We start from the raw sequence: 22667 nt of genomic DNA, 5'->3' as shown, positions 1-22667 counted from the left end.
CTGATCTACCGGACTTCACCTATTCATGGAGTCCACAAACTGTCCTATCTATTCGTGTCAATTACATAAGTTTTTTTTATAGCTTGATCTATTGACACTCCAGTTAACTTGAACAATTAGCGTTAAGAAGAATTACAAACCAGGGGGAAACCATGCAAGTATTTGGTACTGAAAACAGCGAAGCACTATTTGGCTCAGAAGCAGATGACGTCGTCGTCGGCAATGAAGGCGACGATACCATTATCGGTGGCGAAGGCGATGATATGTGGCTTTCGGGTAACGAAGGTGATGATGTCGTTAAAGGTGGCACGGGCAACGATACGCTCTCTGGCAGCCAAGGCAACGACTGGATGCATGGTGATGAAGGCGGTACCCAAAACTGGCAACAAGACGCCAATGGCAACTATATCTATAGCGGTCCAGTAGATGAGAGTGGTGCGGGTTTCGCTGATCCCAATGCTATTAGCGGCACCCAAAACGACGACCTCTTACTAGGTGGCGTTGGTAATGATGTCCTCATCGGTGGCTTAGGTAAAGACGCCATCATGGGCGATCAAGGCGCAGACATGATCATTGGTGGTCAAGGAGATGACTACTGGCTAGCCGGTGAAGCTGGCGACGACACCCTGCATGGAGACGCAGGCAACGATATTCTCAGTGGCGGCGAAGGCAATGATTTTGTCACCGGTGGCACAGGCAATGACAACCTCCTTGGCAATGAAGGCCAAGATACTTTATTAGCGGGTTCTGGTACAGATTATATCGACGGCGGTACTGGTGCTGACTTACTAGACGGCGGTGCAGGTGCCGACACCCTTAAGGGCGGTCTGGGAGATGACAAAATCCTAGGTCAATCCGGCAACGACATCCTCATGGGAGAAGCCGGCAACGATGAGCTGATAGGGGGTGCGGGTGACGACTATTGGATGTCTGGCGGCGAAGGCAACGATGCCCTCTACGGCGAGGAAGGTAACGACATCATGGATGGGGGTGAAGGCAACGATACCCTCTATGGCGGTGCCAATGATGACACCCTCACCGGGGGAGCAGGCGACGATGCCCTGTTCGGCGGCGAACAAGTTGACCATATGGACGGAGGCACGGGTACAGATACCTTATCCGGGGGTCAAGGCGATGACAATATTCACGGTGGCGAAGGCGACGACCTTATTACTGGCGAAGGTGACCAAGACGTTCTTTACGGAGATGCGGGACAAGACACCATCAGCGGTGGTGCTGGTCATGACTTTGTTAGTGGTGGATTAGGCGATGACCTGCTCTCTGGAGATGAGGGTATGGATGCCATCGAAGGTGGCCAGGGCAATGACACCATAGACGGTGGCGCGGGTAACGATGGTTGGCTCTCCGGTGGCGAAGGCGCTGATTTAATCGATGGCGGGGCTGGCGAAGATGTGATGTCCGGTGGGGAAGGTGCAGATATCCTCCTCGGTAACACGGGTAATGATGTCCTAATGGGCGATGCGGGTAATGATTACCTGAATGCTGGAGAAGGCAACGACTACTGGGTTGACGGTGGTGCAGGCAATGACCTCGTTGAAGGCGGCCTCGGCAATGATGTCGTTGCGGGTGGGGCAGACCAAGATACTGTTAGCGGTGGCGACGGCAATGACACCGTCCTCGGTAATGCAGGCGATGACGTTCTCACAGGTGATGCCGGCAATGACATCGTCGATGGGGGCGAAGGCCAGGACCAGCTCAGTGGTGGTCTCGGCAGTGACACTCTCAGCGGTGGTCTCGGCAATGATGTCTTAGAAGGAGATGCCGGAAACGATGTCCTCAAAGGCGATGCTGGCGATGACATTCTTAAAGGGGGCGAAGGAGATGACTTTTGGGTCGACGGTGGTGCTGGCAATGACCTCGTAGAAGGCGGTCTCGGCAGCGACATCGTTTCTGGGGGCGAAGGAAATGATACCGTTTCTGGGGGTGAAGCCGATGATACAGTCCTCGGCGGTGCCGGTGATGACCTACTGACCGGTGACGCTGGCAATGACATTCTCCAAGGCGATGCTGGACTAGATACGCTATACGGCGGTGCTGGCAACGACTCCTTGGGTGGCGGCGATAATGCCGATCTCCTGAAAGGAGAAGCTGGCTTAGACATTCTGGAAGGGGGCGCTGGCAACGATACCCTCTTCGGTGGAGAAGAAAAAGACGTCCTTATGGGTGATGCCGGAGATGATGTCCTCTCAGGTGATGCAGGCAACGACTACTTGAGCGGCGGTGAAGGCGCTGACCAACTCAGTGGTGGCGACGGCCAAGATGTCATTGAAGGGGGCGAAGGCGCTGACGTCATTTCGGGTAATGCAGGTAATGACGAATGGCTCTCCGGTAATGCTGGAGATGATTTTATCGATGGGGGCAGCGGCAATGATGCCATTAGTGGCGGTGCAGGCGCAGATACTCTCTTAGGTGGCGATGGCAATGACGTTGTGTTCATTGATGCTGCTGACACCCAAATCCTGGGTGGTGAAGGCTATGACATCGCCATGGTGGAATCGGCTGAAGGTGTCGTCTTTGATGCAGGTGCTAACAGCTTTAATGAAGCCCACGGCAATAGTGGGGATGATATTTTCACTAATACGAATGGTGCTGGTACTCCAGCTTCTACGACGGTTGCTTTGTTCGGTAACGGTGGTGATGACCAGTTATCCGGTGGCTCAGCTAATGACTATCTAGAAGGCGGCACTGGTGACGATACCCTAGCTGGTGGAGCGGGTGAAGATACTGCCATCGCAGGTGAAGGCAACGACCTGATTTCCGGTGGGGCAGGCCATGACTACCTTGAAGGTAATGCTGGGGATGACATCCTCGAAGGTGGCACTGAGAATGACATGTTGGTCGGTGGCGACGGAGCAGATGAACTGTATGGGGGTGACGGCTCTGACACATTGCTGTTCGATGCGGATGATACCGTAGTCGATGGTGGCGACGGTTACGACATCGCTCGTGCTCAAGGCAATCAGCCCGTCACCCTAGATCTAGGCGCTAGCCAAATTGAATTGGCCTACGGTTCTGGCGGCGATGATGTCTTTACCAATTCCGGGACCGAGAATGTTGAAATTCATGGTGAAGCTGGAGATGACAGCATCACTGGAGGCACCGGCCATGACAATCTCGATGGGGGAATCGGTAATGACACCATTCTTGCTGGGGCAGGCAATGACATTCTCTCGGGTGGTACGGGAGATGACCTCCTAGAAGGTCAAGAGGGCAACGATGTTCTCTCAGGCAATGCTGGGGCCGATACTTTATTGGGCGGCGCAGGTAACGATACCATTAACTTCGATGGTGACGATACCTTTGACGGTGGCGACGGTACAGATGTTGCCAAACTCCAAAGTAGCGATGGTCTAACTCTCAATATTGATGATGTCAGCATTGAAGAAATTCACGGTAATGCTGGGAACGACCAGTTCACCTCTAGCAATGGCACCAACATTAAAATGTATGGTCTGGCTGGCGATGACACCCTCACTAGCAGCAGCGGCAACGATCGTTTAGACGGTGGCAGTGGTAACGATGTCTTATCTTCTAGCGGTGGTAACAATGCCCTATTCGGTGGCGACGGCAACGATAGCTTGACTACCGCCGGGGGCAAAGACACCTTAGACGGTGGGTCTGGAAACGATACCCTCAGCGCTGATAGTGGAAACGACAGCCTGCTTGGCGGCAGTGGCGATGACCTCTTAGATGCCGGGTCTGGAAACGACATCCTGAAAGGGGATGCAGGTGCAGACCAACTCATCGGGGGCGCGGGCAACGATAAACTCTACTTCGATGCTGACGATACCGTTGTTGAAGGTGGTACAGGTACAGATACGGCTTACTTTCAAAGCACCTCTGACCTGAACATGAATATCGATGCCGTTGGTATCGAAACCCTTTCTGCCAACAGTGGTAATGACCAAATTACATCCACTAATGGTGCCAAAGTGAAGCTCTATGGCCAGGGTGGAAATGACACCCTCTCTAGTGGCAGCGGCAGTGACCGTTTAGATGGAGGTGCCGGGGATGATGTCTTGACCACGACGGGTGGCAACAACAACCTCAAAGGTGGATCAGGCAATGACACCCTCACCAGTGGCGACGGTAAAGACACCCTAGACGGCGGCAGTAATGACGATATCCTTAGTGCGGGTGCGGGTGCAGACCACCTCAAAGGTGGTAGCGGTAATGATGTGCTCGAAGGGGGCAGTGGCAATGACCAGCTCTTCGGTGGGTCTGGTATTGACACACTTCTAGGAGGAGAAGGAAATGATTCCCTTTATGCCGATACGGGCAATGACTTATTAGATGGTGGCGTTGGCAATGATGTTCTGTTTGGCAGCACTGGAAATAACCAACTGCTAGGTGGTGACGGGACCGATGCCCTCTATGCTGGCGCTGGCAACGATATGCTGGAAGGCGGTGCTAACAACGACACCTTAATCGGCCACGAAGGTAATGACACCCTTCTGGGTGGGAGTGGTGCTGATGTCTTAGTCGGTGCCAACAGCGACACCCTCAAAGGCAGTGGTTCCATTGACTATCTGACTGGAGATGAAGGTGCAGACTATTTCGTCCTCGGTGGTGATGTTGCCTACTACAACGACGGCGATGATACATCTGCAGGTCTGAATGACTTTGCTGTCATTACCGACTTCAATGGAGGTGAGGATATGATCCAACTCAGTGGCTCCGCATCCGACTATGTCTTAGGCGCTTCAGCACCTGGCATGGGCGGCACCGGAATCTATTTGGATTCTAATGGTGGTGCTGATGAGCTGATTGCTAATGTTATGAGTGACTCTGTTTTCAGCTTGGAAGACAGCTCTTTCATCTATATCTAGGGGCTCCTAATTCTGAAGTCGTAAAGCGGCCAAGACCCCGTAAAACTCCTTAGACTTTAAAGCGAAAACTGCTCTGGTGCTGCCAGAGCAGTTTTTTTGTCTGCAAAATGTATATCCACAAAAAAACATTAGTCATACGTAAAGTCTTTCTATATATGGCTTTTAAGCCATCAGGTATATGGAAGAAACGCCAAGTATAATTTATTCTTATACAAATTTCTCTTGACTCTCAAGCTTACTGTAATGGTTAGTCTATATCTATAAGCAACCAACCCCGACTACCCCAATGACTCAGACCTCTCAGATAGCACTTCTCCAAAACATTCAAACCATGACTCTTCTCAACACCTTAAGCACAACTGCCTCCTATACTGAGCAGTCTCTCTTTTTATCTGACGCAGAAATTAAAAGTTTCATGCTGATCGATTTAGATGTAGAAAGTATGAATGAAGGGCTTGGAATTGAAGGAGAGTTGGCACATCTCTAGGCGAATGACCTAGCCTTACACCACATATCCAATATTGATCCCTTTGCCTTTCAGACAGCACTCCCCCAGACGCTTACAACCATGACTCTCCACAACACTTTAAGCACAACTATCTCCCCTATTGAGCAGTCTCTCTTTTTATCTGATACAGAGATTAAAAGTTTTATGCTGCTCGATTTAGATGTAGAAAGTATGAACGAGTCAGAGTGATTCCGAAGAAATAGCACATCTCTAGGCGAATGATCCAGCGCTCATGTCACATACCTGATGATGCTGCCCTGACGACATTTCGTCAGGGCTTTTTTGAACCAAGCTGCTGAGCTGAAAGCACATGCCACTAAGTCAGGGCTTTTACGACTTAGCGTAAATGCTTAATGCCATCGGCTTCCTTGGAAAAGCGATCGGTAATCAAACTAATGATAGGTCGCTTGCGTACTTTGATATTGACACTGACAGACATCCCAGACTGCAAATCTAGATTACGCCCCTTAGCCTCTAATGTTTGTGAATCTAACTGCACCATGGCTGGAAAGCTGTAAAACTGGCGCACCTCCGTTGGCGGTAAAGCATCAGAGCCAATGGACTCAATGGTTCCTTCAATATCGCCAAATTCACTAAAGTTAAACGAATCGACTCGTACATCGACAGGCATTCCTGTTTGAATAAAGCCAATATCTTTATTGGTGATGTAGACTTTGGCCTTTAGACTATCAGACGGCACAATTTTCAAAATCGGCTCACTCGCATTCACCACAAAGCCAGGTCCACTAGGCTGGAGATCAAACACCAACCCATCCACAGGTGCTTTCAACACTTGATACTCGCGAGTTAGTTGGGCTTGTGTCAAACGACTGTTTAAATCTGCAATTGCTCTTTTATTATCAACGACCGCTTTGGTGAGCTGGCTATCGATTTCCGTGATCTGTTTTTCATTTGCGGCAATCCGATCCAACAAATCTCGCTGGTTGGTGGCTACTGTATTGAGAGCTTGTGCTTGAGACTGTACCTTCTCTTGACCAATTTGCTCCATTTGACGTAACAAGCGAATTTGCTCTTGCTGCAGACGAGAGACTTCTGCTTGACCAGACTGCACTTCATCTTCTTGACGTTTAAATTGAACCCGGGCAATTGCCCCTTTCTTGTGGGCCTCTTCAATATCTTTAACAATCTCTTGATTCAGAGACAAGGTCTGTTGAGCACTAGCTAATTGAATTTTGGTCTGCTCTAGCTGCACTTCAATTTGGCGCAGCTGTTTTTCACCTTGCATCACTCGGGCTTGGGCAGCCGCTACACTAGACGAGCCTTGCAACAACCCAGACTTCAAGCGCTGTTGCTCTTCCGGTGAAAAGGCTTTAGCGTTTTTCGCTCCATTCAGTTGGGCTCTGAATAGTTTATTCTCAGCGACGAGGGCCCGCCGATCACGCGTCGCATTAATCAACTCGACATTAATCACATCTGGAAGCGGGGCAACACTATTTCCTTCTAGCTGCTGGCGGTAATATTTGTTGACTTCACGGAGTTGGTCAAGTTGATCTTCTAGGGACTTGATTTCAGAGTTCGTGCCTTTTGCGTTCAGAAAAATCAATGGATCGCCGGCTTTAACCAACTGTCCTTCGTCAACTTTGATCTCTGTCACAACACCTGTAACCGGAGATTGGATGGGTTTGACTGCTCCCTGGGGTTCTAGCTGGCCAGTTGCAGGAATCGCTTCTTCAATTTGAAACAAACAGGCCCATGCCAATGCTGCCGAAGCAGCGCCCACAATCCCCCAAATGATCGCTCTAGACCAAACCGGAGATTGCTGGAGAATGACTGGCCGATCAAACGGCTTCTCTTTTGTGGGACGGCCCTTTGTTAGGGGTAATACATTTTGCTCTGATTCAGTCGAAGGTCTTTGGGGGTCGCCAGCGAAATCTTGAGTAATGGTCATGATTGAGTCTCCTGTTGCTGGTAAAGCCAGTAATATCGACCTTTTTGCTGCATCAATTCTGCATGGGTGCCTTGTTCTACTAGATTGCCCTGATCCATCATCAGAATCATATCTGCTGATTCCAAAGTTTTGAGGCGGTGGGTAACAAAGAAAACGGTGCGATCACCAAAGGCTTCTGCCAGATTAAGACAGACTTGCCGTTCAGCGTTGTAATCTAGTGCACTCGTGGCTTCATCCAGAATAATGAGCTGGGGATTTTGCAGTACCATTCTTGCGATCGCAATCCGTTGCCGTTGTCCCCCAGACAAAGACGAGCCCCGCTCACCCACTCGGGAGTTATAGCCTTGGGGCAGCTCCATAATGAAATCATGGGCATAGGCTATTCTGGCGGCCTCCACAATTTCTTCCGCCGTTGCATCTGGTGCCGAAAGAGCAATATTCTCTTGCACCGTGCCATCAAACAGCAAACTATCCTGCAGCACCATGCCAATTTGACGCCGGAGAGAGTATAGCTCGACCTTGCTAATGTCGTACTGGTCGACTACGATTCGTCCTCCATTCGCGTTATAAAGTCGCATCAGCAGCTTCATCAAGGTACTCTTACCGGAACCACTCTGACCGACAATTCCCACAAAGGTTTGAGCTGGCACTTCGAGAGACACCTGCTGAAGCTGCATCGGTCCACTATCCTTAAACCGGAAAGACAGATCCTCAAACTTGACGGCCCCCTCCATTAGCGGCATGGGGATTAAATCTCGATCTGCTTCAGTCACTTCTTGGGGATAGTCGAGAATATCGCTCAATCGTTCTAGGGACAGTGCTGTTTCTTGGAAGTTCTGCCATAGCTGCACTAACCGGAGCAAGGGGCCAGTGGTATAACCAGCAATAATACGAAAGGCAATCAATTCACCCACGGTCAACTGCCCTTCAATAAATAGATAGGCTCCCACCCACAGCAAGAGCAGACTAGATAACTTATTCAAAAAGCCACTCATGGAGCCAGCTGTTGTAGATGCCACAACCGCCTTAAATCCAGCGCTGACATACCGGGCATAGCGATCTTGCCATTGCCATCGGGATTTCAGCTCAATATTTTGAGCTTTGACCGTTTGTATTCCCGATACCACCTCCACCAAGTACGACTGGGTCTTGGCGTTCTCCTCAGCCTTAGTCCGGGCAAGGCGGCGAATAATCGGCGCAAAAATAAAGGTTAGCAAGGCAAATAACGGTACCGTACCCAGGGCAATAATCGTCAGCAGCCAGCTGTAGAACACCATGACGACGATGTACACCACGGAGAAAACCGCATCCAACACCACCGTCAAAGCCGTTCCCGTCAAAAACTTACGGATGTTTTCGAGTTCATTCACTCGGGTGGCGAGTTCACCCACAGGCCGCTTATCAAAATAGCGTAGGGGTAATCGGACTAAGTGATCGATCACCTCCGCTCCTAGGGACATATCAATCCGATTCGTGGTATCCACAAACAGATAGGTCCGAAAACTGGTGAGCAAGGCTTCAAAAACAGCCACACCAACCAACAACATACCGAGGACATTCAGGGTCCCCAAAGCCCCTTGGGATAAAACTTTATCAATAATGACCTGGGTAATAAGCGGATTCGCTAAACCAAATAACTGCACAAAGAAAGAGGCAATCAGCACCTCAATCAAAACCTTACGGTGCTTCTTAATCGAAGGCCAAAACCAGCTCAGGTTAAATCGACTTTGGGGCGTATCATGGGTGCGCTCTAGCAGCAGCACTTGCACCTTGTCATCAAAGGCTTCCAAAAATTCATCGGGGTGCTGACGCAGCAAGGTTTGCTCAGGCACCGCAAATACGATTTCTTTAGCACTGGTTTCATACACCAGTGCAATACGATCTTGCCAATTGATTAAGGCAGGAGCAGGAAGACGAGAAAACGCAGAAGCAGGGGTTTCCACTAACTGGGCTCGTAATCCCATCGACTCTGAGATCGCACCATACACCGGCAGGGAAATTCCTGGACCATTGCGCTCCGCTTGGTTTTTGAGAATGCGCCGCAGAACATCCTTGCGAAACGGCAAATTGAGATACAGCGCCAGCATTTGGAAACAAGCCAGCGGGGCATCAATAGGGCCCCGACCAGACTTAAAGGGATATTTGCCATGTTTCACCGGGGCATCATCGACCGCAGGCAGCAAAGTTGGTGCTTCGGGGATATCCTCCCAAGTATCTGCTTGGGGAATAGAAGCCACTGGCTCAATCGATAGCTGCTGGGCCTTGATCGGTGATAACCCAATCAACCGGAGTGTTTCTGAACGAGAGACCGTGCCATTGAGCTGCTCTAGACAGGTTTCCAAGGGTTGACCAATTTCCAAGTCAGGAATGGACCCTCCACTCACAAACCATTCCAAATTGGGCTGTAATTGATCAATAGAGATATCTCGGATGGGGCACTTTTGAATCAGACTTGCTGGTAAAGCTCTTTCTGCCAAAAATTTCAGGTCAGTCGAGCCATCCGCCCGGATCAATAACTGTTGGCCCAGAACATCAAACGCTTCGAGAATATTAGCCTGCTGCTCATACACTTGAGCCAGGCTCGATTCATGTTCCAGCAGCTCTAAAAAAGTCGCCGCAGGCAACTTTAATCCCACTGTTTCCACCGAAGCAATGGCCGTCTCACAGGGAATTTGGCGCACCAGGCTAATCCACCCGACTGCAGCACCCGGTCCCAACAGACTGAGGGTCACTGGAGTATCGGTGCGAGGATCGTAACCTAATAGGCGCACCTGCCCTTGATAGATCAGGGTAAAGTCTTGAGGCATGGCCCGATTAGACACAAGGGGGCGGCCCATGGGATAGCGCAATGGTTGAAATTCTTTCGCCACCGAAGATAAAACCGCTTCTGAAAGCTGGTTAAAACCGGGTAGATCCTTAAGAAAGGATTCCAGAGCAAGGATGGCTGAAGTCATGGTGTTCGCGCCGAAACAGCAATAGAGTCATCAGAAATTGCAGCCGATTTAAGCTGCAATTGGAGCCACTCATTAAAACGCTGCTCCAGCAATTGTTGTCGCAGCGGGGCATCTAGTTGAGCCGAGATCAATTTTTGCAAACTGACAATCACAAACCATTCACCTAAGCGAATAGGAGGGCGTACTTGCCCAGGTTGAGCACTCGTCAGAATTTGCACTAACGTGGGATGTAGATTGGCTGCAGTAACAGGACCAATCAATCCACCTGTTTGTGCTTCAGGACCTTGAGAATATTTGGTTGCCAAATCTGCAAACGCTTGTTCACCGGCCTGCAGTCGGAAATATAATTCTTGAGCCACTTCGGCACTGGCCACTCGGATCAAAGAATAAACATATTGATCAAACTGCCCTTTTTGCTGGAGAAAATCAGACTCTACCTGGTTATTCCAGGTTTGGAGTTTAAATTTATGCAGTTTCAACTGCCGTTGGGCTTGCGCAGCCAACTGCTGAGGCGTCATCCGATAATGCTTTAGCCAAGCCTCACGTCTAGCTTCCTCACCGATTTGATGCTGACGATAGAACTGCTCTACTGCTTGTACAACTTCTTCTGGGCCTAATTGAACGTCTTGAATAGCTTGGTCAATAATCAGTTCTTTCAGCAACTGAGGAAGCAGCTGATATTGCCCAAGCAAAGGAATTAAATCAGAGGGTTGAACAGTTTTATCCACAATCGGTAGGGCAGAGATCATATCAAAAATACTCTTAATAGAGAGGGTTATTCAAGTCTAAAGATCAATTTAGAGACAACATGAATAAAACAGATGAAGGTAAGGGTGAAAGGAAAGTATTGTTACCATACCCTGCTGACTAGGAAGATGTAACTCTCATGGCGTCGTTTCAGTCAGCAATAGGATCTCGCTGTGTCATCATCCCTCGGAATCTTAACCCATATATTTACAACTGATAGATCAGCACCAACTAGGAACGTTAACATCTAGTAAAATTATTTTTCCAAGGCAAATAATTCTTTTATGTTTTGCAATCTACGTAAAATTGTATTATCAATGACCATCTGTTTTAGACTGCTATAGCTATATTCCTGACTCTTCATAATAAGCAACTGAAAGAAACCACAGCCTTCTCGTTATTCTTTCTAGAATTATTACTATCTTGGCTAAATAATTTAAGTGATATTAGTTATCCAAGATTTACACTCAGTCATAAACTACCTTTTCTAATCAGAACTAATGTTGCTTGATACCAGTGGTTGAGGCAGCCAACTATTTATCAGTTAGTGAGTGAATATTTATGCATCCACTTCCCAGACCATAAAGGCAGAATCGTTAGCTCATTAGCTAGGCAAGCTCGGCGAGTAGATATAGCGGAATAGGGCTGGGAATTTTGCTTTGCTACAGCTATCCAATTAGCAGCGACCGACTTATTAGCAAATGGGTTGAGTCATAGCCTTACTGTTGAATGGGAACCCATCAGAGCAACCCTGCCCAAACCGATGGCAATCTGACGAAACCACGGATGACCAAAGCGGCAGGCTTGGAGCCTGCCGCTATCTGGCTTAAACGATAAAGTTATCCACTGTTAAGTCACTTACACTGACATTCAATAGCACTACTTCATTGTTATTTCCCAAATCAATCAAGGTGGCAGTACCCACCTGAGTCGCAGCGCCGCCAACCCCCACAATTTCGTTGATATCACTAAAGACAGCGCTGAAATCAAGAACATCAATCTCGCTAGTTGCAAAATCTGTGACGATATCAACCCCTGAATTTGCTGCAAATACGAACGTATCCTGACCGTCACCTCCTACAAAGATATCGTTTTGACGCCCCCCAATCAGAAGGTCGTTGCCTCCACCTCCATTAATGACGCCATTAACCGTGCCTTCTGCACCGTTAAAGATATCGTCAAAGTTACTTAGGGTCACATCACCATTGATCTCACCTTGGTTATTGACGGTGATTCCAGCAGTAGCTGCACTCGCATCAATGGCAGCAGCTCTCCCGGTAATGGTGCCTTGGTTATTCAATTCACCATTAAGCGCTCCACTAATATTGACCCCAATCTCATCTGCGGCAAGCAAACCTGAGTTATTAATGTCGCCATCTAGCGTTACCCCGGTTTGAATATCGATGCCATCATCCGTACCAAAGATTTGACCTCGATTATCCAAATCCCCCGCAAAGGTTGTGGATCCAGCCACACTCGTAAACAGACGAACACCGTCGCCAGCCTGATTACCTACGCCATCTCCACGGCCTCGGATTAAACCGTCATTGCGGAGTGAGGCTTCGACGATATCACCATCTTCATCGCCTGTCTGCAAGGAAACACCAGCACCGTTATTGCCTTCACCGGCGTCAATCAACCCTGAACGTCCATTGAAAATGGAGTAGTCTTCTGCAGTTGAGTCGGCATAAACTGTACCGTTACGTTGATCATCTGTCCCCAAAATTTGACCAAAGTTACGCAAATCAACACCAGAACCATCAATGTTGACAGCTCGGCTACCGCTTTGAATGGTGCCACGATTAATCACCGTTGCATCATGGTCAGCATCGCCAAAATACAAGCCATTTTGAGCACCATCAATGAGTCCTCCTCTGGCGTTGGTCAATGTCCCTTCATAGGCCAGGCCATTGGAAAATCGAACTGCAGCAGTCGGACCTTGCAAACTTTCGGAAAGAATTCGACCCTGGTTAAAAATGTTGCCACGATAGACGGTTCCTCCACCATCGACACCAGAAAAAATTCGTAGACCATCACCTGCTAAACCTAAGTTAGCAGCAGCCTGACCTCGACCCTGTATCGTGCCAAAGTTAGTTAACGTCGAATTAACAACATCTCCTGCAATATCACCCGTCTGCAGGGCAATTCCTGCTCCTTGGTTACCAACTCCTGCATCAATGACGCCCGAACGGCCATTAAAAATTCGGTAGTTATCTGCTGTGGCATCTGAGTAAACAGTGCCATTACGCTGATTGCCGGTACCCGTGATGGTGCCATAGTTCAGTAAATCTACACCTGTGCCGTCGATATTGACCGCCCGACTCCCAGACTCGATGCGACCAAAGTTGCGAATCGTTAGATCATGGTCTGCATTACCAATATAAAGACCATTCCGAGGCCCTTCAATCAGACCATTACGGCCATTGACAATCTGCCCATCAAAACCCACGCCATCTTCTACGACCAAGCCGCCGAGAAAGCCCACATTCACTTCGGCGGTAATCGTACCGTTATTAATCACAGATCCACTCACGGAAGTCTCGGGCTGACCTGAGCCATTAAAGAATCGAAGGCCGCTTGACCCATTAGGGGCGACTCGGGCACCGTTGGCAAAAACCTCTGGGCCATCGCCCCGGCCTTGGAATAAACCATTGTTGACAATATTGATACCCTCGCTGGTGGGATCATCTGTAGCACCCACCTGTACCGAAACGGCATCTCCAAGATTGCCATCTCCCGCATCAATAACGCCCGAGCGTTGATTGAGAAGCCGGAAGTTATCGACGGTGCCATCGACATATAAAGTCCCGTTTCGCTGATCGTCTGTGCCAATAATCGAACCAGAATTGATGACAATGCTGCCATCCCCATCGCTGATATCCACCGCTCGGCTGTCAGACGCAATAGTGCCCCGGTTAAACAAGCGAAAACGATTGCCCGTCGCACTGACACCATTCACACCTCCAGCAATGGTGCCCTGGTTAAAGATGATGCTGGCTAAACCATTGGCTTCCACAGCCGTGTCATTGCTCTCAATCGCAGCATTGCCTTCTACTACAACTGTGTTGAGGACGCCTTCCGTCACCACGCTATTTTGATCGCCCGTTTGTAAGTTTTGACCCGAGCGGACGCGCAAAGATTCGCGGAATTCATCTAGCACAACAGGACCATTTTCTAGATCGCCATCATTGAGTGAATTGAAATTAGGCATAGTTGCATCTCCAGATTTTTTCTAGACAAATTGTTTGCATGTGGTCGTAACTCGGGCTATTGCCCATCGTCAACAGGGGAAGCAAGATCAACAGATGAACTGCACAAACAGCACGATCCACCGGCCGCAAGGCAAGAAATGCCTGCGGTACGTGTCAAAGCTATTTTGGAGAACTCAACAAATAGGAGGAGCACTCCCCAGATTTGAGAAAGATGTCAACTCACAAGCCATGAGGTCAGACTTGGAGCGTTATGCAAATCCAATTGATTTCAATGACCTTACTGTTTTGACAATAAAAGATCTGCACAGCAGAAAAGCCTCACTTTTTGCCTCACTTTTTCTCCAGCAATCAAAGGGTAGATGTCCTGAAAAATTCTTCTCATATAGCTTTCAGCTTTCTCAGATTTCTTTCATGCCAGCTTTAGGTTTCCTTCAGCCCTATTCAGAAATGAATCAGCTAAAATTTTATTTGTTTAAATTAAAATACTAACGGACACTTATTTAGAGGTTTTTACTCCAAACCTAAAGTGAAAATGCCTCACTTTTTGCCTCAGTTGTTCCAGAAATCTAAGTCGCTGATTTGATATCGAGAAGACATTCTTATACAACTCTTTCCCTGAGAATATTTCAGCCTTCTGCGCTACCTTTACTCTTCTCAAAAATGCCCTTATTCGTCAGTATCTGAGGGCAAGGCTATAGTGGTAAGCATGTGTTCTCTCTCCTGAACAGCGCCCTTAACCATGGTCTTCCAGATCTCCAGGTGCGCTGGCCAAGCCAGATTTCTTATACCTATAAATAGAACTATGAGTACACAGCTAAAGATAAAAGATTCAGATGACAGAACCGTTGAGCAAATTACCGAGCATTACCACATCGAAAAACAGCTCGCTGATCAGCTCCGGCACTCCACCCAATCCGAGCGCATAGAAGGGTCACTTTACACCCAACTCTACGATGCCCTATTCACGAAAGTGACTCATCATTCCCATCACTCTCGCCCAGCCGATACCAGTGCTAACAAACTCATTCAGCAACGCATCGACTTTTTGCAGCACTTTATGTCAGACGACTCAACATTTCTGGAAATCGGACCTGGCAACTGTCACCTCTGCCGCGAAATTGCCCCCCATGTCCAGCAAGTCTATGCCGTGGATGTCGCCACCGAAATTACCAAAGACTTGGCCTTACCCAAAAACGTTGACTTAATTATTTCCGATGGCTGTAGTATTCCCACGGAACCTAGCAGTATCGATTTAGCCTATAGCCACCAGCTGATGGAGCATTTGCATCCCGAAGATGCCTACGACCAGCTTAAGAATATTTGCACTGCCCTCAAACCAGGCGGCACTTATGTCTGCGTCACGCCCCATCGATTATCTGGCCCCCACGACATCTCCAAGTATTTTGATGAAGTTGCCACAGGGTTCCATCTCAAGGAATATTCGATTGTTGAACTAGCCCAGCTCTTTAAACAGGCAGGGTTCTCCAAAATTCAGATTTATAAGGTCTTCAAAAATCAAATACTGTCTTTACCCATTATTTTCCCGATCTCTCTGTTCCTCCTTGCCCTTGAAAAGGGAGTGGGACTCCTCCCCTTTGCTCTAAGACGCACCTGCGCTGAAAAGTCTCTGATTTTCAGGACGATCACCATCGCTGGGGTCAAATAATCGGGCCTGCCATCTATAACTGCTGCTGGATCCAGCGATGCAGCTCAGCATTGATGACTTCAGGACGCTCATCATGGGGACAGTGTCCTGCATCGACTAAGACTAAATCAGCCGCAGGGTAGAACTGTTGAAATTTCTCTGCTTTCTGAGGCGTCATCCATGGATCTGCTGATCCCCACAGCAGGAATAGAGGGCGGCCCAAGCTTTGTAGCAAGTCATCGAGCTTGCGGCCAGGCGGTGACTTAAACACACCTGCAAAAACGCCCCGCGCTCCCTTATCTAGGGAGGGCTGATAGATTTCTTCAACCAAGCGATCCGTTACGGCCGATTGATCTTTATACACCTGGGACAAAGCTTTGCGGATATTTTCTGGCTTCCGCATGCGGTTAAACAAGAAGTAGCTCATGACGTTGATCACAGGACGCGATCGCATCACGGTTTTGCGCCGCTCTTGCAACTGTTGTCGCCAAGCCGACAGCTCAGGTTTAGGCTCAACTTCTGCAAAAGATCCAGCACAGTTGAGCAATATGACCCCTCGCGTCCATCGTGGACAATCTACCGCGAAACAGAGACTGGCATAGCCACCCAGAGAATTTCCAGCAATAAACACAGGCTCTTGAATCACCTCTTCACAAAAAGCCTGCATTTGAGTCCGCCATAAATCCCCGGTATAGTCCATATCCGGTTTCTCAGAGCGGCCAAATCCCAACATATCGACTGCCCATACCCGGTAATACTGGGAGAGCTCTTCAATATTTTTGCGCCAGTGGTCTGTAGAAGCACCAAAGCCATGGAGCAGGACCACACAGGGACCTTGCTCACCTTTCTGTACATAATGAATCCGCCATCCCTGCCACTGCCAATACTGGGCGGTTGGAGTCTGTTCTAATGCAACTGTCACAATTAGGTCCTTGAAAAATGCTGAGTGAATAGGGGATTCGCTATTGCACAAGCAGACCGAACATTTTGGACATAGCGGTCCATGATCGTAGCAATATTGATATGAATCCCCCTTTTTTATGAATACACTAAATTTTTAGTCTTGTGGTTTTATAGACCTCAAAAATAAGTGATCTCGTCCTTGGTATCAGAGGCTGCATCTTTGATCCCCGAACTGATCCCATACGGAAAGTCAAGTTGCCATTTAAGCTGGGAATGATTAGATTATTAAAAACCAATCCTTGAGAATCCATTTAAGTACAACTCTGAGATTCCTCATTTTTGTACAATAGAAGTGTTTAAGAGAATGTTAGCGCTCAAGTTCGAACCATCATCATGCTGTCTCCAGACGAATTAATTGGCCAAAAAGTATGGGTGAAGGTTGAGCGGGATCCTAATTATCCTGATCTTGATCCCTATCGTGTTCAAGCTGAAATCACTCAACCCACCACTCCACCCTGGTTCTTCGCCCGCTATCAGAATCCTCCCAGACGGATCCATGAAGCAGGAAAATGGTTAACCCTATATGAAGTCCAACAAGCTGTTCTTACAGATCCTGTAATCGAATACGATGACTGGGATGATGAAGACGATCTAGATGAACTGTCGCCAGACAGATTTGAGCGTCTTTAGCCAGCTGACAACCATCCATCACCACTCTTGAGAAGAAGGCATGCGTTTGCGAATCTGGCCAACGATGCCTGTCAATATGGAACCTGCCATCACCAACCCAATTGCAGGCTGGATAACGTTGGGCCAAAGGGAATACCACACATCAAATCCCAGAGGGATTCCTAGCTGTCGTCCTAGGAGCCCTACTAAAAACCAGATAAAACAGAAGATTACGAAAAATACGTCGAGCATCAGGACAGTGTTAATGCCATTGATGAGTTTTTCAAACATAACTCTCTCCTACTTTTCTGGCTTCAACTACAAAAGACATCAGTTGGCGAACTGATGTCTTTCTCATTTTTTCATATTGAGAGCAACTATCCCTCAAAAACCCAAGCCTGCACCCGCTCTAAGCTGGCCCAATCTGGCTTGCGCTTCAAGCCATCGTCAAAACTTTCTTGCAGCTCATCTCGCAATTCAGGCACTGCCATTGCAATTTGCTGAACAATTTCGATATGCTTGCGAACGCCTTTTTGTCCTGTTTCCAGCATGGCAACCACTAGATTAACTCGCGCTTGCGGATCTTGAGGATTCAGCTTGACCGCTTTTTGGGCTGCTTTATAAGCTGAGTTATGCTTGTCCGCTAGCAAATAGAGCCAGGCTAAGCAAGTCCAAGCGGGACTGCTCTTACGGGCATGATCGCAAATGTCTTTAAATACTGGAATCAAATCTTCAGCAGGCTCACCTGCTTGATAGCGATCTAAAGCTTCCTTAAAGACATCGTCAAGGGTAGTGTCAGTCATTCCCAAATAATCCTAGGCAGAGAAAGACGTTCCACAACCGCAGGTCTGCGTCGCATTAGGGTTAGTGAATTGAAACCCACCCCCAATCAAGGCATCGCTGTAGTCGAGAACCAAACCATAAATATACAGCATACTCTTGGGATCGGACACGACTTTAAAACTGTCATAATCAAATACTTCATCCGAGCCCTGAATATTCTTAGGATCCTCAAAGTCCATGGTGTAAGACATACCAGAACAGCCACCGCCCCGAACACCTACTCGTAAGCACAGATCTGTTCCCTGCTTCTCTCGCAATTCCAGAACGTGCTTCAGGGCATTGTCAGTCATCATAATGCCACGTTGTTGAGACTGAGTTGCTTGTACCATGGGTTCACCTATTCCTTCTGCAAATCAATATAAACAACTGCTTCTAACGTTTATTCTATCTCAGGGCTTTTACATAAGCTGCCTTCACGCCGGGCGACGGCGCAAATATAGCAATAATCCCCATAACAAACTCAGACCTGCAACATACTTAACAGGCGCAGGGACTCCCGGAGAAGGTGAGAAAAATCCTTCAATGCCCCCAGCAATAATCAGCATCGGCACTACTCCAAACATCAGCTGTATCGCTTGGGCACCGTACAACTTTAAGGCGACTAGCCGTTTGTATCGTCCTGGGAAAACCACTGCCCTCGCCAGTAACAACCCAGCTCCTCCGGCCAAAAAAATCGCGGGCAGTTCCAAAGCACCGTGGGGAAAAACAAAAGCCCAAAAAGGATAGGCTAATTTATTCTGACCGACTAGAGTTGCGATCGCAGCAATGCTTAGCCCATTAATCCACAGAATATAGAGGGTCCCCAACCCCGCCAGCATCCCTCCGGCAAACGTCGAGAAGGTGACACTGATATTATTTTGCATAATATCGCTCGAAGCTAGGGGTTCACTACCCACAATCGACCCCATCCATAGTTGCCCGTCTTCTTGGACAATATCGATAATCCGTTGAGGAATCACCAAATTCATAAACACTGGATCACGCCAGGTAAACCACCAGCCAATCAAGCCTCCCACTAAAAATACCGCCGTAGCCAGCACCGTAAACACCCAGGTTTCTTGCACCACAGCCGGAAAGTCCCAACAAACAAACTCCCACACCGAGCGCCAAGCCGACCGGCGCCCCCCCTGATAAATTTGGGAATACCCACGCAAGGTCAGTTGCTTCAGCTTATCCGTTACCCCTGTTCCTAATTGTCGAGCTCGTGCCCGTGCTAAATCTGCAGCCACCATCCGGTAAAGCCCACTCAGATCTTGCACTTCTCGACCAGTCAATTTCTTCAGGCCTCTTTTTTCAGCCTTTTGTAGCAAGCTTTCATATCGCCGCCACTGGGGTTCTTGACGTGCCAGCCACCGCTGTCCATCCATAATTGTTTAAACTTTCTACAACTTCCAGTTTTCCAGCTTTAACCGTCATCTTGACATAGGTCTCCTATATCTCAATCCATGATGCTGTGGCTTTTGTCTCTAACCACAAGACAATAGCCTTCTCCATTGAGAGCATCATAGACAGGGATAAGGGTGGCCCATATATTGCCCTCATTCAACCCCAATCTATGGCATCCCTCAAAAAGTTGGTCATTCGTGGCACCCTCTGGACTCTAATCGGGTATGGCGGCAGTCAAGGTCTGCGATTCGGTGGCAATCTTATTCTGACCCGGCTGCTATACCCAGAACTATTTGGGTTGATGGCCCTCACCAATATTTTTATTATTGGTCTCCAACTCTTTTCAGATCTGGGAACCAGCTGGAGTGTAGTCCAAAATAAGCGAGGCGACGATCCGGTCTTTCTCAATACAGCCTGGACCGTTGACGTCATTCGTGGGTTCGTTCTCTGGTTCGGCTGCCTGGTGATTGCCTGGCCCATTGCCACCCTGTACCAGCATCCTGAGTTGCTCTGGCTGATTCCTATAGTCGGCATCACCACGATTTTTTCGGGGTTTGAATCCACCGCAATTGCCCAGCTTGAACGACATCTTGATGTGCAGAAACAAGTGGTGTTCGAGCTATCGACTCAAGCTGTAGGCATAATCATCATGATTATATGGGCAGCAATTGCGCCTAGCATCTGGGCCTTAGTCGCTGGGGGGTTGGCCTCTACATTTTTGAAAATGGTTTGGAGTCACTTTCTTTTTCCCGGTTCCAGCAATCAATTTGCTTGGGACAAGGATGCTTTAAAAGACTTGCTTACCCTAGGCCAATGGATTTTTATCAATACAGCTCTAACCTTTTTAGCAGAACAAGCTGATCGGCTGATACTTGGGGACCTTTTTTCACTCAGTTTATTGGGTGTGTACGGAATTGCCTTTACCCTCAGCGATATGCCCTACAAAGTGGTGATGAGCATCAGCAATAAAGTGATTTTTCCTGCCATCAGCAAAAGCATTGACCAGCCCCGAGACATCCTTGTCCCCAAGATTCTCAAAAACCGTCGCCCGTTTCTCTTGGCCTCTCTGCTCTTAGTGGTCGTTTTAGCAGGGTTTGGTGATTTGCTGATCACAACTCTGTATGACCCCCGCTACCTCGATGCCTCCTGGATGCTCCCCATATTGGCTTTAGGCATTTGGCCTCGCTTACTCTCCCAAACGAATGAACCCTATTTATTCGCCATGGGCAAATTTCAATACACCACCTGCGGCAACATCTTGCGCCTTGCCTGCACCATCATTGGTATTTGGATGGGCTTCCAATATTTTGGCAATGCAGGAGCAATTATGGGAGTCGCCCTCAATGATCTGTTTTATTATCTGGCTGTCAATTACGGTCTGCTGAGAGAAGGCCTGAATGGCTTGATGCAAGATTTACTAGCAACATTCCTGTTACTAGGGTGTTTAGCGCTGATTATTGCAGTTCGTCTTTATTTTAATCTCGACTTACCGATTCATTCACTCTTATCACAGCCAGCCTAATGCTAATTATCAAGCCCGACAAAGTTATGTTTTTTTGGAATTGGCCTATTTTAGGGCGTCCTGATTCGCGTATTGGTAGGTACCATGTGGGGACAGTAAGTAGCATCCCCATCACTGGCTCGGCAATAGTCTGCGATCAGCGTTCGGCGATTACGTAATTGATATCCAGCCATCCCTCATCTCACTCACTATCGCTGCACTGAGCGGTTGTGGGACGAAACTCAAAAACTCGGCATCAAAAATGGGGTTGATTTTTTTAGGACGATTCCCCCACAGCCACGTCATAGTTAAGCAATACCCAAAACTTAGGAGCAATGCCATAATCGTCTTCGCTAAAAATTCGACGAACCTAGCTCACCATCGGTGACGGAGCCTGAGCATCTTGACGGGCATCCGTAATGAGCCAATCCAAAGATGCAGCTCGGACATCCAACGAAGCACCGGTTTTATCCACACAATAGCGTCCAAAAACCAGCTTATCGACAAGGCGCACTTCAGACCCTAAGCGTGAATATTCAAAAATAACGCTGTTATCTACGGTTGCGCCAGTACAAATATGACAGTTGGGACCAATCATAGTGGGGCCAATAATCTTAACCCCTTCATCAATGCGTGTCATACCACCGATATAAACGGGACCTTGAACATCAACCTTATCCCAGTCGATATCAACGTTCAGCCCAGTATAGACACCGGGTTTCACTTCATGACCTGGAATCGCCACATTTTTGACATCGCCCATCAATACACTACGAATGGCATGCCAATAATCAGGGACTTTACCAATGTCTACCCATTGGAAATCCATGGCAATGCCATAAAAAGGCATGTTCATCGACACCAGTTTGGGAAAGAGGTCACCACCAATATCAAACTCTTGACCCGAGGGAATCAGATCGAGAACTTCAGGTTCAAAAATATAGATGCCAGTATTAATAGTGTTGCTAAGTGCTTCATCGACACTGGGTTTTTCTTGGAAAGACTTTACTCGTCCTTCTTCATCCGTAACAACAACACCATAGCTAGAGACATCGTTCGGATCGACTGTTTTCATGACAATAGTGGCAATCGAGCCTTTTTGCCGATGCCATTCCACTGCTGCCGTCAGGTCCAGGTCAATCAGAGCATCCCCACATAAGACAATAAACGTATCGTCAAAGAAAGGTGAAAAATCTTGAATGCGGCGCATGCCACCTGCAGAGCCTACTGCATCTCCAATCAGGTTGCCATCTTCAATCCGACCTTCAAAAGAGTAAGCAATATCTACACCAAAACGCTGCCCATCTCGGAAGTAGTTCTCGATCTCGTCTGCTAAATGACTGACATTCACCATAATTTCGTCAAAGCCATGCTGACGAAGGAGCTCCACTAAGAACTCCATCACAGGCTTCTGCATGATAGGAATCATGGGCTTAGGGATAGTGAATGTTATTGGGCGAACGCGGGTGCCTTTACCCGCCGCCAAAATCATCGCTTTCATATCAAATTTCTTGCTTATAAAGAATTAGCAACTAACTGT

At 48.1% G+C, this 22667-nt stretch carries 17 protein-coding genes; 6 read left to right on the top strand and 11 right to left on the bottom strand.

Annotation, left to right across the window (positions count from 1 at the left end):
- Positions 1-152: 152 nt before the first annotated feature.
- Together I1H34_RS26620 and I1H34_RS26615 are read left to right on the top strand one after the other, a co-directional pair.
- Entirely contained in the window at positions 153-4850 is a 4698-nt protein-coding gene (locus I1H34_RS26620) for a beta strand repeat-containing protein (RefSeq protein WP_212663841.1), read from the top strand.
- Between the two features lie 286 nt (positions 4851-5136).
- Positions 5137-5337 carry a hypothetical protein gene (locus I1H34_RS26615; protein WP_212663840.1) on the top strand — a complete coding sequence of 67 codons (201 nt, stop codon included), beginning with the start codon at positions 5137-5139 and terminating at the stop codon, positions 5335-5337.
- Between the two features lie 358 nt (positions 5338-5695).
- On the opposite strand, the gene I1H34_RS26610 is transcribed toward I1H34_RS26615, so the two are convergent.
- The 4 genes from I1H34_RS26610 to I1H34_RS26595 form a co-directional block, all read right to left on the bottom strand.
- Positions 5696-7267, bottom strand: coding sequence for an HlyD family efflux transporter periplasmic adaptor subunit (locus I1H34_RS26610; RefSeq protein WP_212663839.1), 1572 nt, complete (start codon positions 7265-7267; stop codon positions 5696-5698).
- Positions 7264-10221: a peptidase domain-containing ABC transporter gene (locus tag I1H34_RS26605; RefSeq protein ID WP_212663838.1), complete on the bottom strand. Its 2958-nt coding sequence runs from the start codon at positions 10219-10221 to the stop codon at positions 7264-7266. Before I1H34_RS26605 ends, I1H34_RS26610 begins: the two co-directional genes overlap by 4 nt.
- Complete coding sequence (locus tag I1H34_RS26600) at positions 10218-10970, bottom strand: peptidylprolyl isomerase (protein WP_212663837.1); 753 nt, start codon at positions 10968-10970, stop codon at positions 10218-10220. The genes I1H34_RS26605 and I1H34_RS26600 overlap by 4 nt, the downstream gene beginning before the upstream one ends.
- 824 nt (positions 10971-11794) lie before the next feature.
- Positions 11795-14179, bottom strand: a complete 2385-nt coding sequence (locus I1H34_RS26595) for a beta strand repeat-containing protein (RefSeq protein ID WP_212663836.1) — start codon at positions 14177-14179, stop codon at positions 11795-11797.
- A gap of 151 nt (positions 14180-14330) precedes the next feature.
- Here I1H34_RS26595 and I1H34_RS26590 point away from each other — a divergent pair, with 151 nt between their 5' ends.
- Both I1H34_RS26590 and I1H34_RS26585 read left to right on the top strand, forming a co-directional pair.
- Positions 14331-14669, top strand: a complete 339-nt coding sequence (locus I1H34_RS26590; protein ID WP_212663835.1) for a hypothetical protein — start codon at positions 14331-14333, stop codon at positions 14667-14669.
- Positions 14670-14982: 313 nt separating this feature from the next.
- Positions 14983-15846, top strand: coding sequence for a class I SAM-dependent methyltransferase (locus I1H34_RS26585; protein WP_212663834.1), 864 nt, complete (start codon positions 14983-14985; stop codon positions 15844-15846).
- A 13-nt stretch (positions 15847-15859) separates the two neighbouring features.
- On the opposite strand, the gene I1H34_RS26580 is transcribed toward I1H34_RS26585, so the two are convergent.
- Positions 15860-16747 carry an alpha/beta fold hydrolase gene (locus tag I1H34_RS26580; protein WP_212663833.1) on the bottom strand — a complete coding sequence of 296 codons (888 nt, stop codon included), beginning with the start codon at positions 16745-16747 and terminating at the stop codon, positions 15860-15862.
- A gap of 374 nt (positions 16748-17121) precedes the next feature.
- On the opposite strand from I1H34_RS26580, the gene I1H34_RS26575 reads away from it, so the two are divergent.
- Complete coding sequence (locus I1H34_RS26575; protein ID WP_212663832.1) at positions 17122-17418, top strand: hypothetical protein; 297 nt, start codon at positions 17122-17124, stop codon at positions 17416-17418.
- A gap of 18 nt (positions 17419-17436) precedes the next feature.
- Here I1H34_RS26575 and I1H34_RS26570 read toward each other — a convergent pair whose 3' ends face one another.
- The 4 genes from I1H34_RS26570 to I1H34_RS26555 form a co-directional block, all read right to left on the bottom strand.
- The gene (locus tag I1H34_RS26570) at positions 17437-17688 is read right to left on the bottom strand and encodes a hypothetical protein (RefSeq protein ID WP_212663831.1); all 252 of its coding nucleotides are present in this window, start codon (positions 17686-17688) and stop codon (positions 17437-17439) included.
- Positions 17689-17774: 86 nt separating this feature from the next.
- On the bottom strand, positions 17775-18200 hold the full coding sequence (locus tag I1H34_RS26565) for a tetratricopeptide repeat protein (RefSeq protein WP_212663830.1): 426 nt from the start codon (positions 18198-18200) through the stop codon (positions 17775-17777).
- A 12-nt stretch (positions 18201-18212) separates the two neighbouring features.
- Positions 18213-18569, bottom strand: a complete 357-nt coding sequence (locus I1H34_RS26560; RefSeq protein WP_212663829.1) for a HesB/IscA family protein — start codon at positions 18567-18569, stop codon at positions 18213-18215.
- Between the two features lie 84 nt (positions 18570-18653).
- Entirely contained in the window at positions 18654-19607 is a 954-nt protein-coding gene (locus tag I1H34_RS26555; protein WP_212663828.1) for a stage II sporulation protein M, read from the bottom strand.
- Between the two features lie 188 nt (positions 19608-19795).
- On the opposite strand from I1H34_RS26555, the gene I1H34_RS26550 reads away from it, so the two are divergent.
- The gene (locus tag I1H34_RS26550) at positions 19796-21148 is read left to right on the top strand and encodes an oligosaccharide flippase family protein (protein ID WP_212663827.1); all 1353 of its coding nucleotides are present in this window, start codon (positions 19796-19798) and stop codon (positions 21146-21148) included.
- A 50-nt stretch (positions 21149-21198) separates the two neighbouring features.
- Here the strand turns inward: I1H34_RS26550 and I1H34_RS32830 are convergent, their stop codons facing one another.
- Positions 21199-21321, bottom strand: a complete 123-nt coding sequence (locus tag I1H34_RS32830; protein WP_283250045.1) for a hypothetical protein — start codon at positions 21319-21321, stop codon at positions 21199-21201.
- A 176-nt stretch (positions 21322-21497) separates the two neighbouring features.
- Complete coding sequence (locus I1H34_RS26545) at positions 21498-22628, bottom strand: sugar phosphate nucleotidyltransferase (protein WP_212663826.1); 1131 nt, start codon at positions 22626-22628, stop codon at positions 21498-21500.
- Positions 22629-22667 lie beyond the last annotated feature (39 nt).

The sequence above is a fragment of the Acaryochloris marina S15 genome, assembly GCF_018336915.1.
GTDB classification, from domain to species: domain Bacteria; phylum Cyanobacteriota; class Cyanobacteriia; order Thermosynechococcales; family Thermosynechococcaceae; genus Acaryochloris; species Acaryochloris marina_A.
This window is presented reverse-complemented; position numbering and strand designations above follow the sequence as displayed.

Coding starts and splice junctions, on each gene's coding strand:
- I1H34_RS26620 (WP_212663841.1), top strand. CDS start 153: ATGCAAGTATTTGGTACTGAAAACAGCGAAGCACTATTTGGCTCAGAA.
- I1H34_RS26615 (WP_212663840.1), top strand. CDS start 5,137: ATGACTCAGACCTCTCAGATAGCACTTCTCCAAAACATTCAAACCATG.
- I1H34_RS26610 (WP_212663839.1), bottom strand. CDS start 7,267: ATGACCATTACTCAAGATTTCGCTGGCGACCCCCAAAGACCTTCGACT.
- I1H34_RS26605 (WP_212663838.1), bottom strand. CDS start 10,221: ATGACTTCAGCCATCCTTGCTCTGGAATCCTTTCTTAAGGATCTACCC.
- I1H34_RS26600 (WP_212663837.1), bottom strand. CDS start 10,970: ATGATCTCTGCCCTACCGATTGTGGATAAAACTGTTCAACCCTCTGAT.
- I1H34_RS26595 (WP_212663836.1), bottom strand. CDS start 14,179: ATGCCTAATTTCAATTCACTCAATGATGGCGATCTAGAAAATGGTCCT.
- I1H34_RS26585 (WP_212663834.1), top strand. CDS start 14,983: ATGAGTACACAGCTAAAGATAAAAGATTCAGATGACAGAACCGTTGAG.
- I1H34_RS26575 (WP_212663832.1), top strand. CDS start 17,122: ATGCTGTCTCCAGACGAATTAATTGGCCAAAAAGTATGGGTGAAGGTT.
- I1H34_RS26570 (WP_212663831.1), bottom strand. CDS start 17,688: ATGTTTGAAAAACTCATCAATGGCATTAACACTGTCCTGATGCTCGAC.
- I1H34_RS26565 (WP_212663830.1), bottom strand. CDS start 18,200: ATGACTGACACTACCCTTGACGATGTCTTTAAGGAAGCTTTAGATCGC.
- I1H34_RS26560 (WP_212663829.1), bottom strand. CDS start 18,569: ATGGTACAAGCAACTCAGTCTCAACAACGTGGCATTATGATGACTGAC.
- I1H34_RS26555 (WP_212663828.1), bottom strand. CDS start 19,607: ATGGATGGACAGCGGTGGCTGGCACGTCAAGAACCCCAGTGGCGGCGA.
- I1H34_RS26550 (WP_212663827.1), top strand. CDS start 19,796: ATGGCATCCCTCAAAAAGTTGGTCATTCGTGGCACCCTCTGGACTCTA.
- I1H34_RS32830 (WP_283250045.1), bottom strand. CDS start 21,321: ATGGCTGGATATCAATTACGTAATCGCCGAACGCTGATCGCAGACTAT.
- I1H34_RS26545 (WP_212663826.1), bottom strand. CDS start 22,628: ATGAAAGCGATGATTTTGGCGGCGGGTAAAGGCACCCGCGTTCGCCCA.